Origin of the sequence: Flavobacterium aeripolare (genome assembly GCF_013294025.1) — a bacterium.
GTDB lineage: Bacteria > Bacteroidota > Bacteroidia > Flavobacteriales > Flavobacteriaceae > Flavobacterium.
This window is the reverse complement of record NZ_JABSNL010000002.1, coordinates 435,927-452,779: the sequence shown is the minus strand read 5'-3', so window position 1 is coordinate 452,779 and position 16,853 is coordinate 435,927. Positions and strand designations below refer to the sequence as shown.

The 16,853-nt window shown below is 33.4% G+C and carries 16 protein-coding genes and 4 tRNA genes; 6 read left to right on the top strand and 14 right to left on the bottom strand.

Features of this window, described 5'->3' with window-relative positions:
- The first annotated feature begins 332 nt into the window (after nucleotides 1–332).
- Nucleotides 333–851, top strand: a complete 519-nt coding sequence (locus HNQ00_RS04375) for a hypothetical protein (protein WP_173837105.1) — start codon at nucleotides 333–335, stop codon at nucleotides 849–851.
- Between the two features lie 116 nt (nucleotides 852–967).
- On the opposite strand, the gene HNQ00_RS04370 is transcribed toward HNQ00_RS04375, so the two are convergent.
- From HNQ00_RS04370 to proS, 13 genes are all read right to left on the bottom strand, one after another.
- Nucleotides 968–1,414 carry a hypothetical protein gene (locus HNQ00_RS04370; protein WP_173837104.1) on the bottom strand — a complete coding sequence of 149 codons (447 nt, stop codon included), beginning with the start codon at nucleotides 1,412–1,414 and terminating at the stop codon, nucleotides 968–970.
- 25 nt (nucleotides 1,415–1,439) lie between these two features.
- The gene (locus HNQ00_RS04365) at nucleotides 1,440–2,243 is read right to left on the bottom strand and encodes a relaxase/mobilization nuclease domain-containing protein (protein WP_173837103.1); all 804 of its coding nucleotides are present in this window, start codon (nucleotides 2,241–2,243) and stop codon (nucleotides 1,440–1,442) included.
- Between the two features lie 2 nt (nucleotides 2,244–2,245).
- Nucleotides 2,246–2,542 (bottom strand): plasmid mobilization protein, encoded by a 297-nt coding sequence (locus HNQ00_RS04360; protein ID WP_173837102.1) that lies wholly within the window; start codon nucleotides 2,540–2,542, stop codon nucleotides 2,246–2,248.
- 164 nt (nucleotides 2,543–2,706) lie between these two features.
- On the bottom strand, nucleotides 2,707–3,558 hold the full coding sequence (locus HNQ00_RS04355; protein WP_173837101.1) for a toprim domain-containing protein: 852 nt from the start codon (nucleotides 3,556–3,558) through the stop codon (nucleotides 2,707–2,709).
- Between the two features lie 297 nt (nucleotides 3,559–3,855).
- Nucleotides 3,856–5,724 carry a hypothetical protein gene (locus HNQ00_RS04350; RefSeq protein WP_173837100.1) on the bottom strand — a complete coding sequence of 623 codons (1,869 nt, stop codon included), beginning with the start codon at nucleotides 5,722–5,724 and terminating at the stop codon, nucleotides 3,856–3,858.
- Nucleotides 5,725–5,821: 97 nt separating this feature from the next.
- Nucleotides 5,822–6,106 carry a helix-turn-helix domain-containing protein gene (locus HNQ00_RS04345; RefSeq protein WP_173837099.1) on the bottom strand — a complete coding sequence of 95 codons (285 nt, stop codon included), beginning with the start codon at nucleotides 6,104–6,106 and terminating at the stop codon, nucleotides 5,822–5,824.
- A 119-nt stretch (nucleotides 6,107–6,225) separates the two neighbouring features.
- Nucleotides 6,226–6,999: a hypothetical protein gene (locus HNQ00_RS04340; RefSeq protein ID WP_173837098.1), complete on the bottom strand. Its 774-nt coding sequence runs from the start codon at nucleotides 6,997–6,999 to the stop codon at nucleotides 6,226–6,228.
- 140 nt (nucleotides 7,000–7,139) lie between these two features.
- A tRNA-Arg gene (locus tag HNQ00_RS04335) sits at nucleotides 7,140–7,213 on the bottom strand.
- Nucleotides 7,214–7,296: 83 nt separating this feature from the next.
- Nucleotides 7,297–7,548: a 30S ribosomal protein S20 gene (gene rpsT / locus HNQ00_RS04330; protein ID WP_173837097.1), complete on the bottom strand. Its 252-nt coding sequence runs from the start codon at nucleotides 7,546–7,548 to the stop codon at nucleotides 7,297–7,299.
- Nucleotides 7,549–7,586: 38 nt separating this feature from the next.
- Nucleotides 7,587–7,658, bottom strand: a tRNA-Glu gene (locus HNQ00_RS04325).
- Nucleotides 7,659–7,695: 37 nt separating this feature from the next.
- Nucleotides 7,696–7,767, bottom strand: a tRNA-Glu gene (locus HNQ00_RS04320).
- A 44-nt stretch (nucleotides 7,768–7,811) separates the two neighbouring features.
- Nucleotides 7,812–7,883: transfer RNA gene (locus HNQ00_RS04315), tRNA-Glu, on the bottom strand.
- 77 nt (nucleotides 7,884–7,960) lie between these two features.
- Nucleotides 7,961–9,439 (bottom strand): proline--tRNA ligase, encoded by a 1,479-nt coding sequence (proS, locus tag HNQ00_RS04310; RefSeq protein ID WP_173837096.1) that lies wholly within the window; start codon nucleotides 9,437–9,439, stop codon nucleotides 7,961–7,963.
- A gap of 101 nt (nucleotides 9,440–9,540) precedes the next feature.
- Here proS and HNQ00_RS04305 point away from each other — a divergent pair, with 101 nt between their 5' ends.
- The 5 genes from HNQ00_RS04305 (at nucleotide 9,541) to HNQ00_RS04285 (ending at nucleotide 15,120) form a co-directional block, all read left to right on the top strand.
- Nucleotides 9,541–10,629: a hypothetical protein gene (locus HNQ00_RS04305; RefSeq protein ID WP_173837095.1), complete on the top strand. Its 1,089-nt coding sequence runs from the start codon at nucleotides 9,541–9,543 to the stop codon at nucleotides 10,627–10,629.
- Nucleotides 10,630–10,668: 39 nt separating this feature from the next.
- A complete protein-coding gene (locus HNQ00_RS04300; RefSeq protein ID WP_173837094.1) occupies nucleotides 10,669–12,177 on the top strand; it encodes an OmpP1/FadL family transporter in 1,509 nt (502 codons plus the stop codon).
- A gap of 205 nt (nucleotides 12,178–12,382) precedes the next feature.
- Nucleotides 12,383–13,696, top strand: coding sequence for a 30S ribosomal protein S12 methylthiotransferase RimO (rimO, locus tag HNQ00_RS04295; RefSeq protein ID WP_026706678.1), 1,314 nt, complete (start codon nucleotides 12,383–12,385; stop codon nucleotides 13,694–13,696).
- Between the two features lie 40 nt (nucleotides 13,697–13,736).
- Complete coding sequence (locus HNQ00_RS04290; protein WP_173837093.1) at nucleotides 13,737–14,201, top strand: hypothetical protein; 465 nt, start codon at nucleotides 13,737–13,739, stop codon at nucleotides 14,199–14,201.
- Nucleotides 14,202–14,217: 16 nt separating this feature from the next.
- Nucleotides 14,218–15,120, top strand: a complete 903-nt coding sequence (locus HNQ00_RS04285) for an N-acetylmuramoyl-L-alanine amidase (RefSeq protein WP_173837092.1) — start codon at nucleotides 14,218–14,220, stop codon at nucleotides 15,118–15,120.
- 199 nt (nucleotides 15,121–15,319) lie between these two features.
- On the opposite strand, the gene HNQ00_RS04280 is transcribed toward HNQ00_RS04285, so the two are convergent.
- The gene (locus HNQ00_RS04280; RefSeq protein WP_173837091.1) at nucleotides 15,320–16,333 is read right to left on the bottom strand and encodes an outer membrane beta-barrel protein; all 1,014 of its coding nucleotides are present in this window, start codon (nucleotides 16,331–16,333) and stop codon (nucleotides 15,320–15,322) included.
- Nucleotides 16,334–16,853: the final 520 nt, after the last annotated feature.

Below are 16,853 nucleotides of genomic sequence, written 5' to 3'. Positions count from 1 at the left end.
TTGAGCTCCTTCAAAAAGCTCTAAAGGATTTTTTGGAAATAACTTTGTTAATGAGTGAATTTAATTTTAAATCTAAGTGAGAAATTAAAACTAAAAAAGAATCATTCTCAATCATAACATTTTGTAAATTTGCCAAACAAACAAGCGTAAGCTGATTAGTTGAGTTACAGAAAACTGCGAATCTTCTTTAAAACTCTATAACTGGTCAGACTTACGCCCGTGCCTTATATGGGCGTGGGCTAAGTCTTTCTGAGTTTAAGGTTCTTCGCAGTACCTCTGTAACAGCTTGACATTAGACTCGCGCCTTTTTTTTAACTTCAAATAAGGCATACATGAATAACAACGAATTTTACAGCCCAATTAAATCATTAGTGAACTTGATCTTAACTGGTGAAAAGGAAATAAGTCAAGATGGTGAATCTATTCCAATAACACAGGAATTTGTAGATTCTATAGTCAACGAAGATGATGATTTTTACAACCTTCATTATTTAAACTGTATAGCTTTATTTTTAGATGAATGCGAAAGTCAGGAACGTATTGACATCATGAAAATTTATAATGAGAACATCATTTTCATATTTGGCACCTTGATTTTAAATGGTCAACTTATGGACGCAGCAATAACAGAGGATAAGGATGTCCATACTATACTTGACGAAATATTTTCCGATTATGTAATCTATAAAAGATTGCAACCTACCCTATGTTTAGCTATATATTTTTATATTGAGAACTTATCAAAAATTGAATTTAAGGATAGATTAATATCAAGATTTGAATATGAAAAATTTATCCAATATAATTCAATAAAGCGAGTGATTGATGGTGATATTGATATTGAAGCTTAAAATTATTTCTTTTAAAACCAAAAAAGCCAATCATCTTTGATTGGCTTTACTATTTAATATTTTTGATCTTAGTTTTGAGACCTCATAACATCGAAAGCATTTTTATTATAAAAATACTATTTCGTCATCTCTATTGCTGTTCCCATAGTTCTTTCTAAATGAGATTGATCGTTTAATGTAGAACTTTTATGTTTTTTATTATAGAAACTGATAGCTAATAAGCAGGCCATTATAGTCATGAAGAACAAAAATATGACTAAGGCACGCAGACGACTGAACATCGAGGAGCTTTGCAATTTTTCTTTTTCTAAAATTAGAGTATGTTCTTTCAGAACTTGGCTTAACTTATGATTCAATTCCTCCAATGCCACAATTTGTTTGTCATTTATAATTTCCAAAGGTTTAAAATCCAGCTTTGGTTCATAGTTAGACAATTGTTCCATTTTCTGAATTAATTCTTCGTTAACTTTCAACAGAAGGACATTGTTCTTTTCTATTTTTTCAATCTGTTCTACAAAGACTGATAGGCTATCTGCAAGCTTTGGTTGTATATTTTTTGCCATCACTACATTATGATTTATCTATTAATTAATATCCTGCACCTCTGTCCTTAGACAATGTTTTTACAACTTTCAAGGCAGTCTGAAATGGTGCTAGTGGCTGCATCATAGCTGATAAGCCTAAATGGCGATGTATTTCTGAAGCTTTGAAAACATTTTTAGATACTGTATCTATCAACTTGTGCCCTTGCACCTTACCTTGCTTATTTAATACAGTTTCAACTTTAATCCCAAGTTTTTGCATTCCTTGTTGGTATGCGGTGTAACTAATTGGCTTCGCTTTTAGGACCAACAGATGTTTTTCATGTATTTCCTTTCTCAATCCTTTGAAATTTCCTTGCTGCACTTCTAATGCTTTTATTTTTTCAATCATCTTTTCTTTGGCTGAAATCAATCCTCTATCTTTTGCAATTTCATGAGCTGCCCATTGTGCTTTTTTACCAATATGATGATCAGGTAGTAATTGACCATTACTCTTTACTCTATTGGCAATTACATGTATGTGTTTATGCTCTTTTTCAGTATGAACAAAGGCAATGTATTGTTGCTCATCAGTGTCTATACCTAATTTTTGAAGAAATTCTCTTGTCATGTCCTTTAAATCTTTATTAGATATTTTTTGACCTTCTATAAGATCGGGAGAAAGAACTAAGCTGAAGGTTTTGTTTGTAGCTCTTTGATTGAGGTCTTGTATGTCCTTCATTTCTTCCATAATTTCTTTTGGATTTGTTCCACAAAGAAGATTCCTATCTAATTCATAACCTTTTTCTTCATCAATAACGTAATTGCCAAGTGCTCCACCACCGCTGCATGCTTTTGCTAATCCTATCATAACTATTTGAATTTCATTAAATGCGCTCTAATCTCTTTACTTGCCTCTAACGTTTCCCTCTTAAATCCATCGGTATCACCAAGTTTAAAAAGATTTGAAATCCTTCTAAAATTATCTGAGAACTTTGAAAGTAGCTTATAGCATTCAACTTCTTCGGCCGTTAATTTACTGGATAATTTATAATTAAAAACGAGACCTCGCATTAGTTCCGACACAGTTATTCCGCTATCCAAAGCTTTCTTTTTTATAATTAAATTTTCTATTTTAGAAACTCTAAATTTGATTATATCTTTTTTCATTTATGTTCTATTGAAGTTTAGAGAATTGCTTATTTATAAGCACTTACATTCCTATTTTTGCGACCTTCGGGAGAAAAAACGAGTTGCCAATTTGGTTCAAATGCGGAGCAATTTGTGACCACATTGACACATCTCGATCAATTACTACTAAAACGAGACGGACATTAGATACTTAAAATCCATTCGTTAATATCCTTGTAATCTTTAAAAATAGCTCTACAATCAATTGCGTCAGGGAATCTTTCTCTAATAAAATTTGTGTACTTATCACCTGTAATATCATGGTCTAAATACAATTCTATCTTTGCATATTGATTCAAAATATTTACATTCTTAACTATTAAAACAGCTGAATTTAATATCAAATAATCGGATATATTTTGACTTTCATCATCGCTAATCTGAAGAAAACTCAAGTAGTCAAAGAAACCCTCGAATACTTTTAAACTACTGCTATGATTTTCTACAAGTGTGATATCTTTTTTCCCGATACAAATTTTAGCATATTTAGAACGAAGCTCCCATCCGTCACTATTATTTCTAAAACCAATTGCAAAATATTTTTTCTCGTTGATTATGTAATGTAATTCCTTAACAGATCCTATCGCATGTACCTTAGTTATACCTCTACTAGTTAAATATTGTTTTAGGGCGATATGCTGAACGAAATCTATTTTAACCACCTCGTTACCGTTATTATTCTTTTTTGTCTCATAAGCACCTATAATTTGCTTTTGAAAGGAAAAAGAATCGAGTGTACTCAGATATTGTAAAGCTTCGCTCACTGTACAACTTTTAACTTTGACAACTAGATCGATACCATTACATCCTCCAATTGCATTAGAAAAGCAGTACCAATAGCTATTTTTTCTGTTAATATGAAACGATGCGTTCTTTTCGGTCGGTGAAAAAGGACTTTTAATCCATATGTCATTCCCTGATTCTCTCTCAATTTCTAGCCCCAGAGATTTTAAAATTATTTCAATGGGAATTTGTTTTGCCTGTTCTATATTCATTGCTGATTTGTTTGTTTTATACAACGTAGTATTTAAAAAACTCTCCTTTTAAAGCGAAAACACTTCCTACACTTCCTACACTTCCTACTTTGTTGATATATAGTTATTTAAAAATAAAAAAGGCTAAAAAAGCGTAGGTTTGTGTAGGAAGTAGTAGGAAACCAAAAAATGACTTCCTACACCTTCCTACTACTTCCTACCATGTTTCCTACTACTTTTAACTATTAAAATACTAATAATCAATGTGTTAAATAAGTGTAGGAAGTGTAGGAAACCATTATTGCTTTAAAGGAGGGGTTAATGCTCATTAATTTGCCATTCTATGGCACTGATAATTTCATCTTGGATTTGTAATTTCGATACATCTATCTGATATCCAGAGGTTGTTCTTGCGTCTTTACCTTTTTCATACTTGATGCTACTAACTTCTTTTACGAAGCAAGCATCTTTTTTGATGAAATCTTGCAGCGTAGCTTTACTTGGAGCAGTTTCTCTGTACTGTAGCATCCATTGTCTTTGAATCTTGTTATAGCATGATGTAAATTGAAAGGAAAGCTTATTACCATCTAAACGCAAATCCCTAAAAACAACAATTCGATCGTCTTTGTTTCCACGCATTGAAGCTAGAAAACAGTCCCAAAATTTAGTACCTATACTGGATGAATTTAATTTTCTTGTTTGATTATCGGTACATTTTTCAAAATGCCTAATCATTTCGCTATAGGTAAAAGGGAATGACACTACATCTTTGAATATTTCATAGGTAGCTCCTAAAATAGCTAAATTGCTAATCACTCGAGTATGCTTTACTTCGAACTGATTAATAAACTTTTCTTTAGTATGCCTAAACTTACTTTTGAAATTTAGCTCAACTAGTGAACGATTTACTACTAAAGAATCTGTAAAATGACTAACTCCCCGCTTAGTGTAGTCTTTTAGTATATCATACTTTTTTGTCTCTTCAAGCGTAAATGTCTTTGATTGAAACTCCAACCATAACAACCTTGAAATTAATGCCTCAGATTCAGGATATTCATTACCTGTCAATAATGTTGAAGATAAAATGGGAACGGTATCTGTACTTACTTTACTTTCAATAGTTCCAAACTCATAACCTCTACGGTCCCAAAATCCCTTGATAGTTCCGTCTAACTTGCTATCCCCTCTTTTATATTCTGAAAGATGGCAGATAATATTAGTAAATTGCGCAAATTTCCTGATTTGTCCCTTCAAAGTAGAAGCACCTCCCTCAAGATTTATGGCTGATTGTGGTATACCGAAAAAACTTTGACAACATTCTGCCAATTGGTCTTTTCCACTTGATCCTGGTCCATATAAAAATAGAATGGGAAAGTTTCCTATTTCACTGACAATAATATCTTGAAACAAACTGCTTATCGTAAATAAGATAGCCGAAATCGCATAGTCTTTATGCACCTGCATCATCAGCTGAAAATACATATCCATAGACACGTCAGAATCAATAAATATCATCTTCTTTTGAGATAAATAAGCAGACATATTATTTAGATAAATCTTGTTAGCGGAAGGCACATAAAAAGACTTACCGCCATGCGTAAATATGCCGTTTTCATCTATTTCTAAGCTATCACCATTTAAAAGGTTGACTTTATTGTTCCATAGCCAAAATTGAAACCCAATTTGATATCCTAGGCAATCAATCTTATGACCGTGCCCCATTTTATCAAATAAATAAGCTTTCAGCATCTTAAAATCTTGGGAACTGCCCGTAAACAAAAAGTTTCCTTGTCGAGCGATGCTGTTTTCAAAACTAGCCAGAGTATTAAATAAATCAGAAGGGATGTCAAAAATCTTTTCAAGATTGAAAACATTCTTAATCTTCAATAATTTGATGGGGAATTTTTCATCCTGAATATGCTGTAAAATTTTAATCTCAAAATTTGATATTTCTTGAAAATAATAAGATTCATCATCTCCTTTTTCTTTCTTTCGCCGAATAAAAATTTTGTTGTCAGACATGAAGAGTTTATACTTTTGAATATCACTTTCAATGTTTTTAAATTGTGCCGTTATATTTTTCGGTAAATCATCATGTGAGAATTCGTCCTCTTTTTCTCTATGTTTTTTATTTGACGCATGAGCATGAATGCTCGTAGGTGCGTCCTTGTCGATTGCAATTTTCATTATACAATAAAATTTTTATTGTATCTTTGTGAGATACAAATGAGTTAGAAATAAAATAGAACACAATCTTCATAGTCGTTAGCTATGATGATTGTGTTTATTTTTTCCAAGGGTTCTCATTTAATTCCTGTTCGTTTATTGCATCAATTTTGTTTCTTAATAGAAAATTTTCAAGGTCTGATCTGTGAAAATAAATTAGCTTTCCTAAAGGACGAAAGAATGTTATTTTCCTCCCTGATGTCAGCTTATATAAGTAAGACGTTTTCATACTTAAAAATTCTGCAGCTTCTTCAGCTGATAGAATAGGTTTAACTGATAGACTTAATTTTTGAATACTACTCTCTATACTGAATAGTTTTTCTTCGATTTGTAGATTGCTCATGTTTTCTTTTATTTGCGTTAAGTTTCTCATCGTGAGAACCATGATGCAAATAAAAGAATACTTTATCCCAGAAGCGATGAGGCGTTAGGGCTTACGTCCTATAAAACGCTCACATATAATTATAGATTTGTTTCTTTTGATCTTTTTAAAGTTCTTGTTTTCCATTTCTGGACATTATCAGGTTTCATTTCAAATGTATTAGAATTTTGAGAATCTAAATAATTAAAATATTTATTTGAGAGGGCTGCAATCTCACCGTTAGTTAATACAGAAAAATTACCAAAGGAGAAGCTTTCTATAAAATCTAAAATAGAATCGACATTGAATGTATTATTCTTGTTTTTTCGTACGAGCCAAGATATTTTTGACTTTGGTTCATTTAGATAAGCAAATTGTTCTATTTGTGAAAATTCACATGAAAACCATTTATTTTGCATTCCCGATTCAAACTTATTTTTTAATTCTTCAAAGCTTAATTTACTCATTGTAATTATAGATTTCTTATTAGTTATTTCACTATAATTCTTATCGGAAGAAAGCTCATTATGAGTTTTTAAATACCGCATTGTGGGAGTCTGTATTTTATCATTTATAAAGAACGATGCGCCTGCCAAACTAATCGTACCTAGAAAGAAAATAAGACAAATATCAAGCAAAGATTTGGGATGTACGAAAGGTTGATAGGTAAACCAAATCATTAGTGAAGCAACTAAAAATAAAATTAATAAAATTTTTAACTTTTCAGGATTTAAATTCTCATTCCATTCTACCCTTTCGTTAAAGTAATACTCACATACAATAGGACTAACATTCAAATACAGCCTTACTACCAAAATAGAATAAATTGAGAATAGAATTACATAGTATGCAGCAATGATGTCAACAGTTTCCATATTTTTACTTTTAGATTTGTCAAAAATAGGAAAAAATAAGCGGAGTATTATATACCTTGTTTGCCTATAGTGTTAGTCAAATGTTCGTTTCAAGGCATAAAAAAAGCCCTTACATAAATGTAAGGGCTTGATTTTCAAAGTGAAGGCAGAAGGATTCGAACCTTCGACCGCCTGCTTAGAAGGCAGGTGCTCTATCCAGCTGAGCTATGCCTCCTTAGATAAATTAAATTATCAATAAGTTTAAATAAAAAAGCCCCTTTAATAAGAGGCCTTTTTTATTGTATCTTGTTGTTGTTATTACAACTTAGCAACAAATTTAGTCAACTTAGATTTCAAGTTAGAAGCTTTATTATCGTGGATAATATTCTTTTTAGCTAACTTATCAATCATAGATATAACATTAGATAATTTTGATGTAGCATCAGTTTTATCAGTAGCTATTCTTAACGCTTTGATCGCATTACGAGTAGTTTTGTGTTGGTATCTATTTAATACTCTTCTCTTTTCGTTACTTCTAATTCTTTTTAGAGCTGACTTATGATTTGCCATTTTATTATATTTTTTTTCTTTACTATTCTTTATACTTGTAGTCCGTAAGGGAATCGAACCCCTGTTACCAAGACGAAATCTTGGCGTCCTAACCCCTAGACGAACGGACCATTATCCCTCTAGTTATATAATCATTACGATTATTTGTAGCCCGTAGCGGAATCGAACCGCTCTTACATGGATGAAAACCATGCGTCCTAACCGATAGACGAACGGGCCATTATCACCTTAAAATGGTGAACTTTTTTTGCTTTTCAGAATTGTAGCCCGTAGCGGAATCGAACCGCTCTTACATGGATGAAAACCATGCGTCCTAACCGATAGACGAACGGGCCCTGCTTCTGTATTGCGGATGCAAAGATACAACTATTTTTGAGTCGCACAATAGCTAAGACAAAAAAAACAATCTTTTTTAATATGCTTTAGCAAACAAGACTCTTTTAGTGGACGGATTCCCAGTAAATACGCAGGTTCCCGCTTCCTCAATAGCATCTAAAGGAATACATCTTATTGTTGCTTTAGTCAATTCTTGAATGCGCTCTTCAGTAGCTGCTGTTCCATCCCAATGTGCTGACACAAAACCACCTTTGTCATTTAAAACAGTCTTAAACTCCTCAAAACTATCAACCTTAGTAATATGTGAATTTCGATATTCTAAAGCTGTATTGAATAAATCTTTTTGAATTTGTTCCAGCAAATCGCTTACATAAGACGCAATCCCTTCTTTAGAAACTACTTCTTTTGTGGCAGTATCTCTCCTTGCAATTTCAAAAGTACCATTTTCTAAATCCTTTGGACCAATCGCTATTCTCACAGGAACTCCTTTTAATTCCCACTCAGCAAATTTAAATCCTGGTTTTTGAGTCGTACGATTATCAAATTTAACAGATACCCCTAACTTTTTAAGTTGCTCACTTAAAATTGTCACTTCTGCAGCTATTTGTTCTAATTGCTCATCAGTTTTATAAATTGGCACGATAACAACTTGTATAGGAGCTAAATTTGGAGGTAAAACCAACCCTTTATCATCAGAGTGCGTCATAACAAGAGCACCCATCAAACGTGTTGATACACCCCAAGATGTACCCCATACATATTCCTGCTTTCCTTCAGCATTTGCAAATTTTACGTCAAAAGCTTTTGCGAAATTCTGACCTAAGAAATGTGAAGTTCCTGCTTGCAAAGCTTTACCATCCTGCATTAAAGCTTCGATACAATACGTTTCTTCAGCTCCAGCAAAACGTTCTGACTCCGTTTTGATCCCTTTAACAACTGGTATAGCCATAAAATCTTCGGCAAAATCAGCATATACATTCATCATTTTCTCTGATTCCTCTACTGCCTCTTCTCTTGTCGCATGCGCTGTATGTCCTTCTTGCCAAAGAAATTCGGCAGTTCTCAAAAACAAACGTGTTCTCATTTCCCATCGAACCACATTAGCCCATTGATTTATTAACAACGGTAAATCACGGTATGACTGCACCCAACCTTTATAAGTTGACCATATAATTGCTTCACTTGTAGGGCGAACAATTAATTCCTCCTCTAACTTTGCATTGGGGTCAACCATCAATTTACCTGGCTTGTCAGGATCATTTTTTAACCTATAATGCGTTACAATTGCACATTCTTTTGCAAATCCTTCTGCATTTTTTTCCTCCGCTTCAAACATGCTTTTAGGCACAAATAAAGGAAAGTAAGCATTCTGGTGTCCTGTTTCTTTAAATTCTCGATCCAATTCCCCTTGCATTTTTTCCCAGATAGCGTAACCGTATGGTTTGATAACCATACACCCTCTTACTCCTGAGTTTTCGGCTAGATCTGCTTTGACAACCAGTTCGTTATACCATTTAGAATAATCTTCTGATCTTGTTGTAAGGTTCTTGCTCATATTGAATAGTTTGGCATAAATTTTGCGTTATAATATTTAACTAAATAGTTCAGCAAAACTAACTATTTTTGTAATGTGCAACAATAAAAAAACCTAGAGATATGAAAACTAATACTTTTTCATCCAGAAATATCGTTTTATACAGTACCATTGGGCTTGTAAGTCTGCTATTGACAGCGTGTGGATCTTACCAAAATAGCTCTTATTACGATAATGACGGCATTTATGGCGCAACCGCCCAGTCTAATCAAGTAGAAAGACCTTACCAGGGAACATACGATAACCAATACGCAAATAGCAACAACAGTGCTAGCAACAACAATCAAAGTAATTATTATGCCGATTATTTCAGTTCTCTTCAAGACGGAAATCAGTCTACAGAGGTTTTTACTGATATTGATAGTTATAATGGTAATGATCAAAATAATAACGACGGAGGAGTTAGTCAAAACTACGCTGGCTGGGGAGATAACAGTACAGGCACCACAATTCAATTAAATAACTACGGTTATGATGGAGGCTATGGTGGTTATGGCTTAGGATATTCAAATTTCGGCTTTGGTTTTAACAACTTTGGATATAATAATTTTGGATGGGGTAACAATGGTTGGGGTAATTACGGATGGAATAATTATGGATGGAACAATCCCTTTTATGGATACCGTTATAACACAATAGGTTTCTACAACCCGTACTTCAACAATTTCTATAATCCCTATTTTAGTAATTACGGATACAATAATTACAATACTCCACGTTATAACAACAGAACCTACTCTTACAATTCTAGCCGTAGAGGATCATCAAACAGCAATACGGCATATAGCAATAGAAATGGTTATTCTACAAATAGAGTAAGCAGCTCTAGAAGTAACAGCAATGAATATAGAAGAGCAGATAATGCAAATAATAATGTTAATTTCTCAAGAAGATCTAATCAAAATGGAACTTTCAGTCAACCTGTAAGAGCTAATTCAAATACAGTCAACACTAGAAGACAATCTACTAATACTAGAACGTACACTCCTACAAATACTACAAGCAGAAATAGTAATAACTCTAGGAATGAAAATTCTAGTAGACCTAATTCTTCAAGCTATTCAACAGGGTCAAGTAGTCGCTCAAGCTCTTCTGGATATTCTGGAGGATCAAGATCTAGTGGTGGTAGCTCTAGAAGAGGTGGTAATTAATTTTAAGGATTTATACAATAACATATTAGTAGGTAAAAAATGAAAAAATATATTTTTATATTCTTAACAGGTCTTTCTTTTTCTGCAGTGCAGGCACAAGAAATTCGCGATGCACTGAGATACTCTCAAGACAATTTAAATGGTACTGCAAGATACAGAGCCATGAGTGGTGCATTTGGGGCACTAGGAGGAGATTTATCATCTATAAATGTCAACCCTGCAGGTTCTGCAATTTTTATTAATAATCAATTTGGCGTAACACTAACCAATAATAGCAATAAGAACGATTCAGATTATTTTGGTAACAAAACAACTGAAAAGGATAACAACTTTAAAATCAATCAAGCAGGTGGTGTTTTTGTCTTCAACAATCAAAGTAACAGCAGTAAATGGAAAAAAATCAGCGTAGGTGTTAATTATGAAAATGCTAATAATTTCAATAACGCTAAGTACTCTGCTGGTACTAATGCTAACGACAACTCTATTGATGGTTATTTTTTAAGCTATGCAGATGGAGTACCATTAAAAGTTTTAGAAGATAATAATTATCGAAATTTAAACAACAACGATCAACAAGCATATCTAGGATATAATGGATATATCATTAATCCTGCAACTAACGATAGAGAAGAAACGCTATACAACTCTAATGTACCTGGAGGTGGAAATTTCTACCAACAAAATGCAGAAAGAAGTGAAGGTTACAATGGCAAACTATCTTTTAACGTAGCAACATCTTATGAAGATAAATTATTTATAGGATTGAATTTAAATTCTCATTTTACTGATTACAGAAGATTCTCTAGTTTTTATGAGATCAATGACGCTCCTTTATCGACTCCCTATACGATTACAGATGTGCGTTTTGATAACGAATTGTATACGTATGGCTCAGGATTCTCGTTTCAAGTGGGTGCTATTGCAAAAGTAACAAATGAATTACGTGCAGGATTAGCTTATGAGTCTTCTACTTGGTATCGCTTGAATGATGAATTTACTCAAGACTTATTTACAACTACGACTAACGCAGCTGGAGACATTAGAAGTAATCCACTTGCAGATCCTAAAACCACAAATATTTACGATGTATATAAATTACAAACACCAAGTAAAGTAACAGGGAGTTTAGCTTATATTTTTGGTAAATCAGGATTAATTAGTGTTGATTATGCCATTAAGGACTATAGTAAAACTAAGTTCAAACCTGAGAACGACGCTTACTACACATCACTTAATAATTCAATGGGAGACCTTCTAGACAACACCTCTGAACTTAGAATAGGTGCTGAATACAAAATCAAAGAACTTAGCTTGAGAGCAGGATATCGCTATGAGCAAAGTCCGTATAAAAACGAATCTACAATAGGTGACTTAACTGGTTACTCTGGAGGTTTAGGATATAATTTTGGTTCCACTAAAATAGACTTATCTTATGCTTATGCCGAAAGAAGCACACAACAAGGTTTCTTCACGCAAGGCTTTACAGATGGAGCTACTATTAACAACATCTCTAACAATGTATCACTTACATTTTTATTTGAATTGTAATAGCTAATGATAATTCTTATTAAACCGTATCGCGATTTTAAAGCAGTACGGTTTTTTTTAGCCCTGATGGTAGCGGTATCCTTTTTCTAGCTTTGGTTTTGCTAGAAAAAGATATAGCGGACAGCAGGATTAGCTTCATAAATATAGGAATCTTTTACATTACCCGAAATAAAAATTGTAATTTTGCACTCCAATTTACAAATCTATGAGAACCAAGTCTTTAAAAAAGAACAAAATCAACGTGATCACTCTTGGGTGTTCAAAAAATATATACGACAGTGAAGTATTAATGGGTCAACTTCGTGCAAACGGAAAAGAGGTTGAACATGAGGCTCCTGCTGATAAAGAAGGAAATATAATTGTTATAAATACCTGCGGATTTATTGATAACGCTAAGGCTGAATCAGTAAACATGATCTTAGAATATGCAGATAAAAAGGAAAAAGGCTTAGTAGACAAGGTTTTTGTGACTGGATGTTTATCTGAGCGTTACAGACCTGATTTAGAAAAAGAAATTCCTAATGTGGATCAATTTTTTGGAACTACTGAGTTACCGCAATTACTAAAAGCTCTTGGTGCAGATTATAAGCATGAGTTATTAGGAGAGCGTTTAACTACTACTCCTAAAAATTATGCGTATTTAAAAATTGCCGAAGGTTGCGATAGACCGTGTAGTTTTTGTGCGATCCCTTTAATGAGAGGAAAACATGTTTCTCAACCAATTGAAAAATTAGTAAAAGAAGCAGAAGGATTAGCTAGAGATGGTGTGAAAGAATTGATTTTAATCGCACAAGATTTGACCTATTACGGACTTGATATTTACAAGAAACGTAATCTTGCTGAATTACTTGAAGCACTAGTAAAAGTAGAAGGAATAGAGTGGATTCGTTTGCACTACGCCTTCCCTACTGGTTTCCCAATGGATGTATTAGACTTAATGAATCGCGAACCTAAAATTTGCAATTACATAGACATTCCTTTACAACATATCTCTGATTCGGTTTTAAAATCGATGAGACGTGGTACCACTCAAGAAAAAACAACTAAACTATTAAGAGACTTCCGTGAGAAAGTACCTGGAATGGCCATACGTACTACTTTAATTGTAGGATATCCTGGAGAAACACAAGAAGACTTTAATATTCTTAAAGACTGGGTACAAGAAATGAAGTTTGATAGAATGGGATGTTTTGCTTATTCTCATGAAGAAAACACACACGCATACTTACTTGAAGACGATGTACCAGATGATGTAAAACAAGCTCGTGCAAATGAAATAATGGAATTACAATCGCAAATATCATGGGATTTAAACCAAGAAAAAATTGGACAAGTTTTTAAATGCATTATTGATCGCAAAGAAGGCGGTCACTTTGTAGGAAGAACAGAATTTGATAGTCCGGATGTGGATAATGAGGTTTTAATTGATGCGTCAAAGCATTATCTAAAAACAGCTGATTTTGCGATGATCAGAATTACTGAAGCTACAGAATTTGATTTGTACGGAGAACCAGTTTAAGAATACTTTTAATTTTAAATCTCTAATTAAAACAACTAATATGAAAACAGTTCAAGCAGCATTTGTTTATTTTTTTTTATTAAGTTTTGGTACCATTTCTGCTCAATATGGGAATAATGGATATGGTAACAACGGTTATGGCAATAATGGTAACGGTCGTGGAAACAGCATGAACCAGATGAACCAAAATAGAGAACCTGAGAAACCTAAGGAGATTCCTGTAGAAGTTACTGTTGGTAAAATAATGGAACGAATGAAGGCTTCATTAGAGCTAGATGCGCTTCAAGAAATAGCCATTGCTAATGTAATTACTGAAAGCTTGAGATCACAAGGGATTTTAATGAAAGATGAAAGTAATCAAGAACAAAAGGTCAAGGAGTACGAGGCTCTGTCTGAAACGACAGATAGAAAAATAAAAGAGTTCCTGAACGCTGATCAAATAGAAAAGTATAAGGCGCTAAAAGATGACCGTACAACTCCTACAAAGAAGAGAAGAAGAAAGTAGTTAACGAGGTTATTACATGAAAAAACAATTATATTTTTTAGCTATTGTTACGACAATTGTATCTTGTTCTCCCAATCCCTATAAAGGAAGCGAAGAGGAGTACAACAGCAAATTGAAAACGTACACAGAAACAATTTCTAACAAGGTTCCAACAGAACTTCCTGCAGTATCAAAAAGTACCATTAGTATTGACAGCTCTTATTCAAAACAGCTGTATACATTTAAGGATAGCCTTAATAATGTTGCAGCTTCATCTGCTGAGAACAATAGAAATGTAAAATGGATTGGAACAGTGAATTTTAATTTACGAAAGCCAAATTTTATTATTTTACATCACACAGCTCAAGATTCTACCGCTCAAACGATACGCACATTTACGTTAAGCAGAACACAGGTAAGCGCACATTATATTATCGATGATAATGGTGAAGTTATACAAATGTTAAACGACTACTTGAGAGCGTGGCACGCCGGATCAGGAAGTTGGGGTAAAGATACCGATATCAATTCTTCATCAATAGGTATCGAGCTAGACAATAATGGTAAAGAGCCATTCTCTGAAAGTCAAATAAGCAGTTTGATGGCTTTATTGAATAGATTAACAAAAGAATACCGCATTCCTAAACAGAATATAATTGGGCATTCTGATATTGCTCCAAGTCGCAAACAGGATCCAAGTGCATTTTTTCCATGGAAAACCTTAGCCGACAATGGATTTGGGATTTGGTATGATGATACTTTAGAAGAGGCACCATTAAATTTTAATCCAGAATTAGGCTTGCGAATCATTGGGTACAATACAAAAAATTTAGGATCAGCTGTTTCAGCCTTTAAGCTACATTACATGCAAAGAGACGTTAATTCAGTATTAGATCAAAATACAATAAATACTATTTATGCGGTCTACAAGAAGCAATAATTTAGTATCTCATTTATTAAAAGGGAGTTTCACAAATAGTGCAACTCCCTTTTTTTTTGAGCAAAAAATGCACTACTTACCCAAAAAAAAACTGCCATCATACAAAAGTACTTTGGCAGTTTAAAAAAAAAATATAGGGGGAATAACAATCTTATATAAACACGTTTAGCATTTACATGTATATTTTTAACGATTACTTTTAAAATCCATATACTACACCTACAGCAAACTGCGCTGCAGATTTAGTTGGAAGCAAATCAGAGTCTACAAAGATATCATCAGAAGCGTTATCTAATCTAAGCTCTGGAATTATTGTAAGTCCTCCTGCTTTTAAGTTTGCAGACAAAGTAAAAGCTGTAAACGAAGTGTCTCCTGATCCTTCTTTGTAGTCAAAGTATTCAGCTCTTAGTCCCAATCCAAAATTATCAGAAATTGCGTAAGATGGATACAAAGCCGCCCCAGTATACCCTGCATCACCTTCATTACTATAATCAGCAGCATTCAATCCTAATTTAAATTTGTCAGAAACTTGAAATGACGCAGTCAAGTCTACTATTGTACCGCTAACAGAACCATCCATAAAGTTCAAGTATGCACTAATCTTATCTGTGGGTGTGAACGATAATTGTGCACCTACGGCATTTAAGCCCTTTAAAGAATCAGCTTTATAAGCATTCCAAGCGTCGTTAAAAGCACCCACCATTATACCTACTTTATCTGAGATTGCATAATTTACCTTTACTCCTGCATTTTGAAACGGTCCATTTGTAAATAGGTAAGAGGTAGAATAATTGTAATTACCTAAAGGCGATATCACTTCATAGCCAATAAATGTCCCCATGAAACCCGCCGTAAAGCTCAATTTCTCTGTCGCTGAATAAGTAGCGTATAAATTCTGGATATGAAATGAGTTTGCTCCTAACTCATCATATGTCCCATCTGAATTAAGTATTGATTGAAACTGTCCTCTAGGTCCAAACGATATTTCCCCTACAAAAGAGGCTTTACCTGTAGTTTTCTTTAAGGCAATATCAATCATACCTAAAGAAACTGAATTTTGATCATTTGCAAAACTTGTAGGTATGTTTGCTGTTTTTGAAAAATCATATTTATAATAAAGATCTCCAGATCCTGAAATTTCTAATGGTGAATTTTGTGCGAATGATGTACCGGCAGCGAATACCAATATAATCATAATTAGTCCTTTTTTCATGTACAAATCTTTTTAGTTACTTCTTTGGTTTTGGTTAATTAGCAGAACTGAAAATGGATTATGGTAAAATCCAGCATATTAGACAAGGCGAGAGCTCTTCGTTTTGTACTAATTTATCTCAGTAATACGGTACGAATTTATTAACATTTAGTAAGTAACCGCAAAATTGAGCATACTAAAATGCCCATAATTTGAATTATTACGGATTTGAAATAATGCGAACGTTAAAAAAATTATTTAGCAATTTTCGCACCCAAATATTATACTAACCGCATAGTAAATTTAGACAAATAGTAATTTTTATCACCATAAATACAAGGTAACCCCATAAAAAACAATACAGATCTTCCAAAAAATAACTTTTAATAAACGACACCCCCGTATTTATTAGCAAAACTTAAAACAAGATTACATCAGTGACTTTAAACTAGTCATAGTAATTGTGCTAAGAAACACTTGAATTTCAATATATGTATGCAAAAAAAAGCCAGCTACAAGAGCTGGCTTTTTTTTACTACTT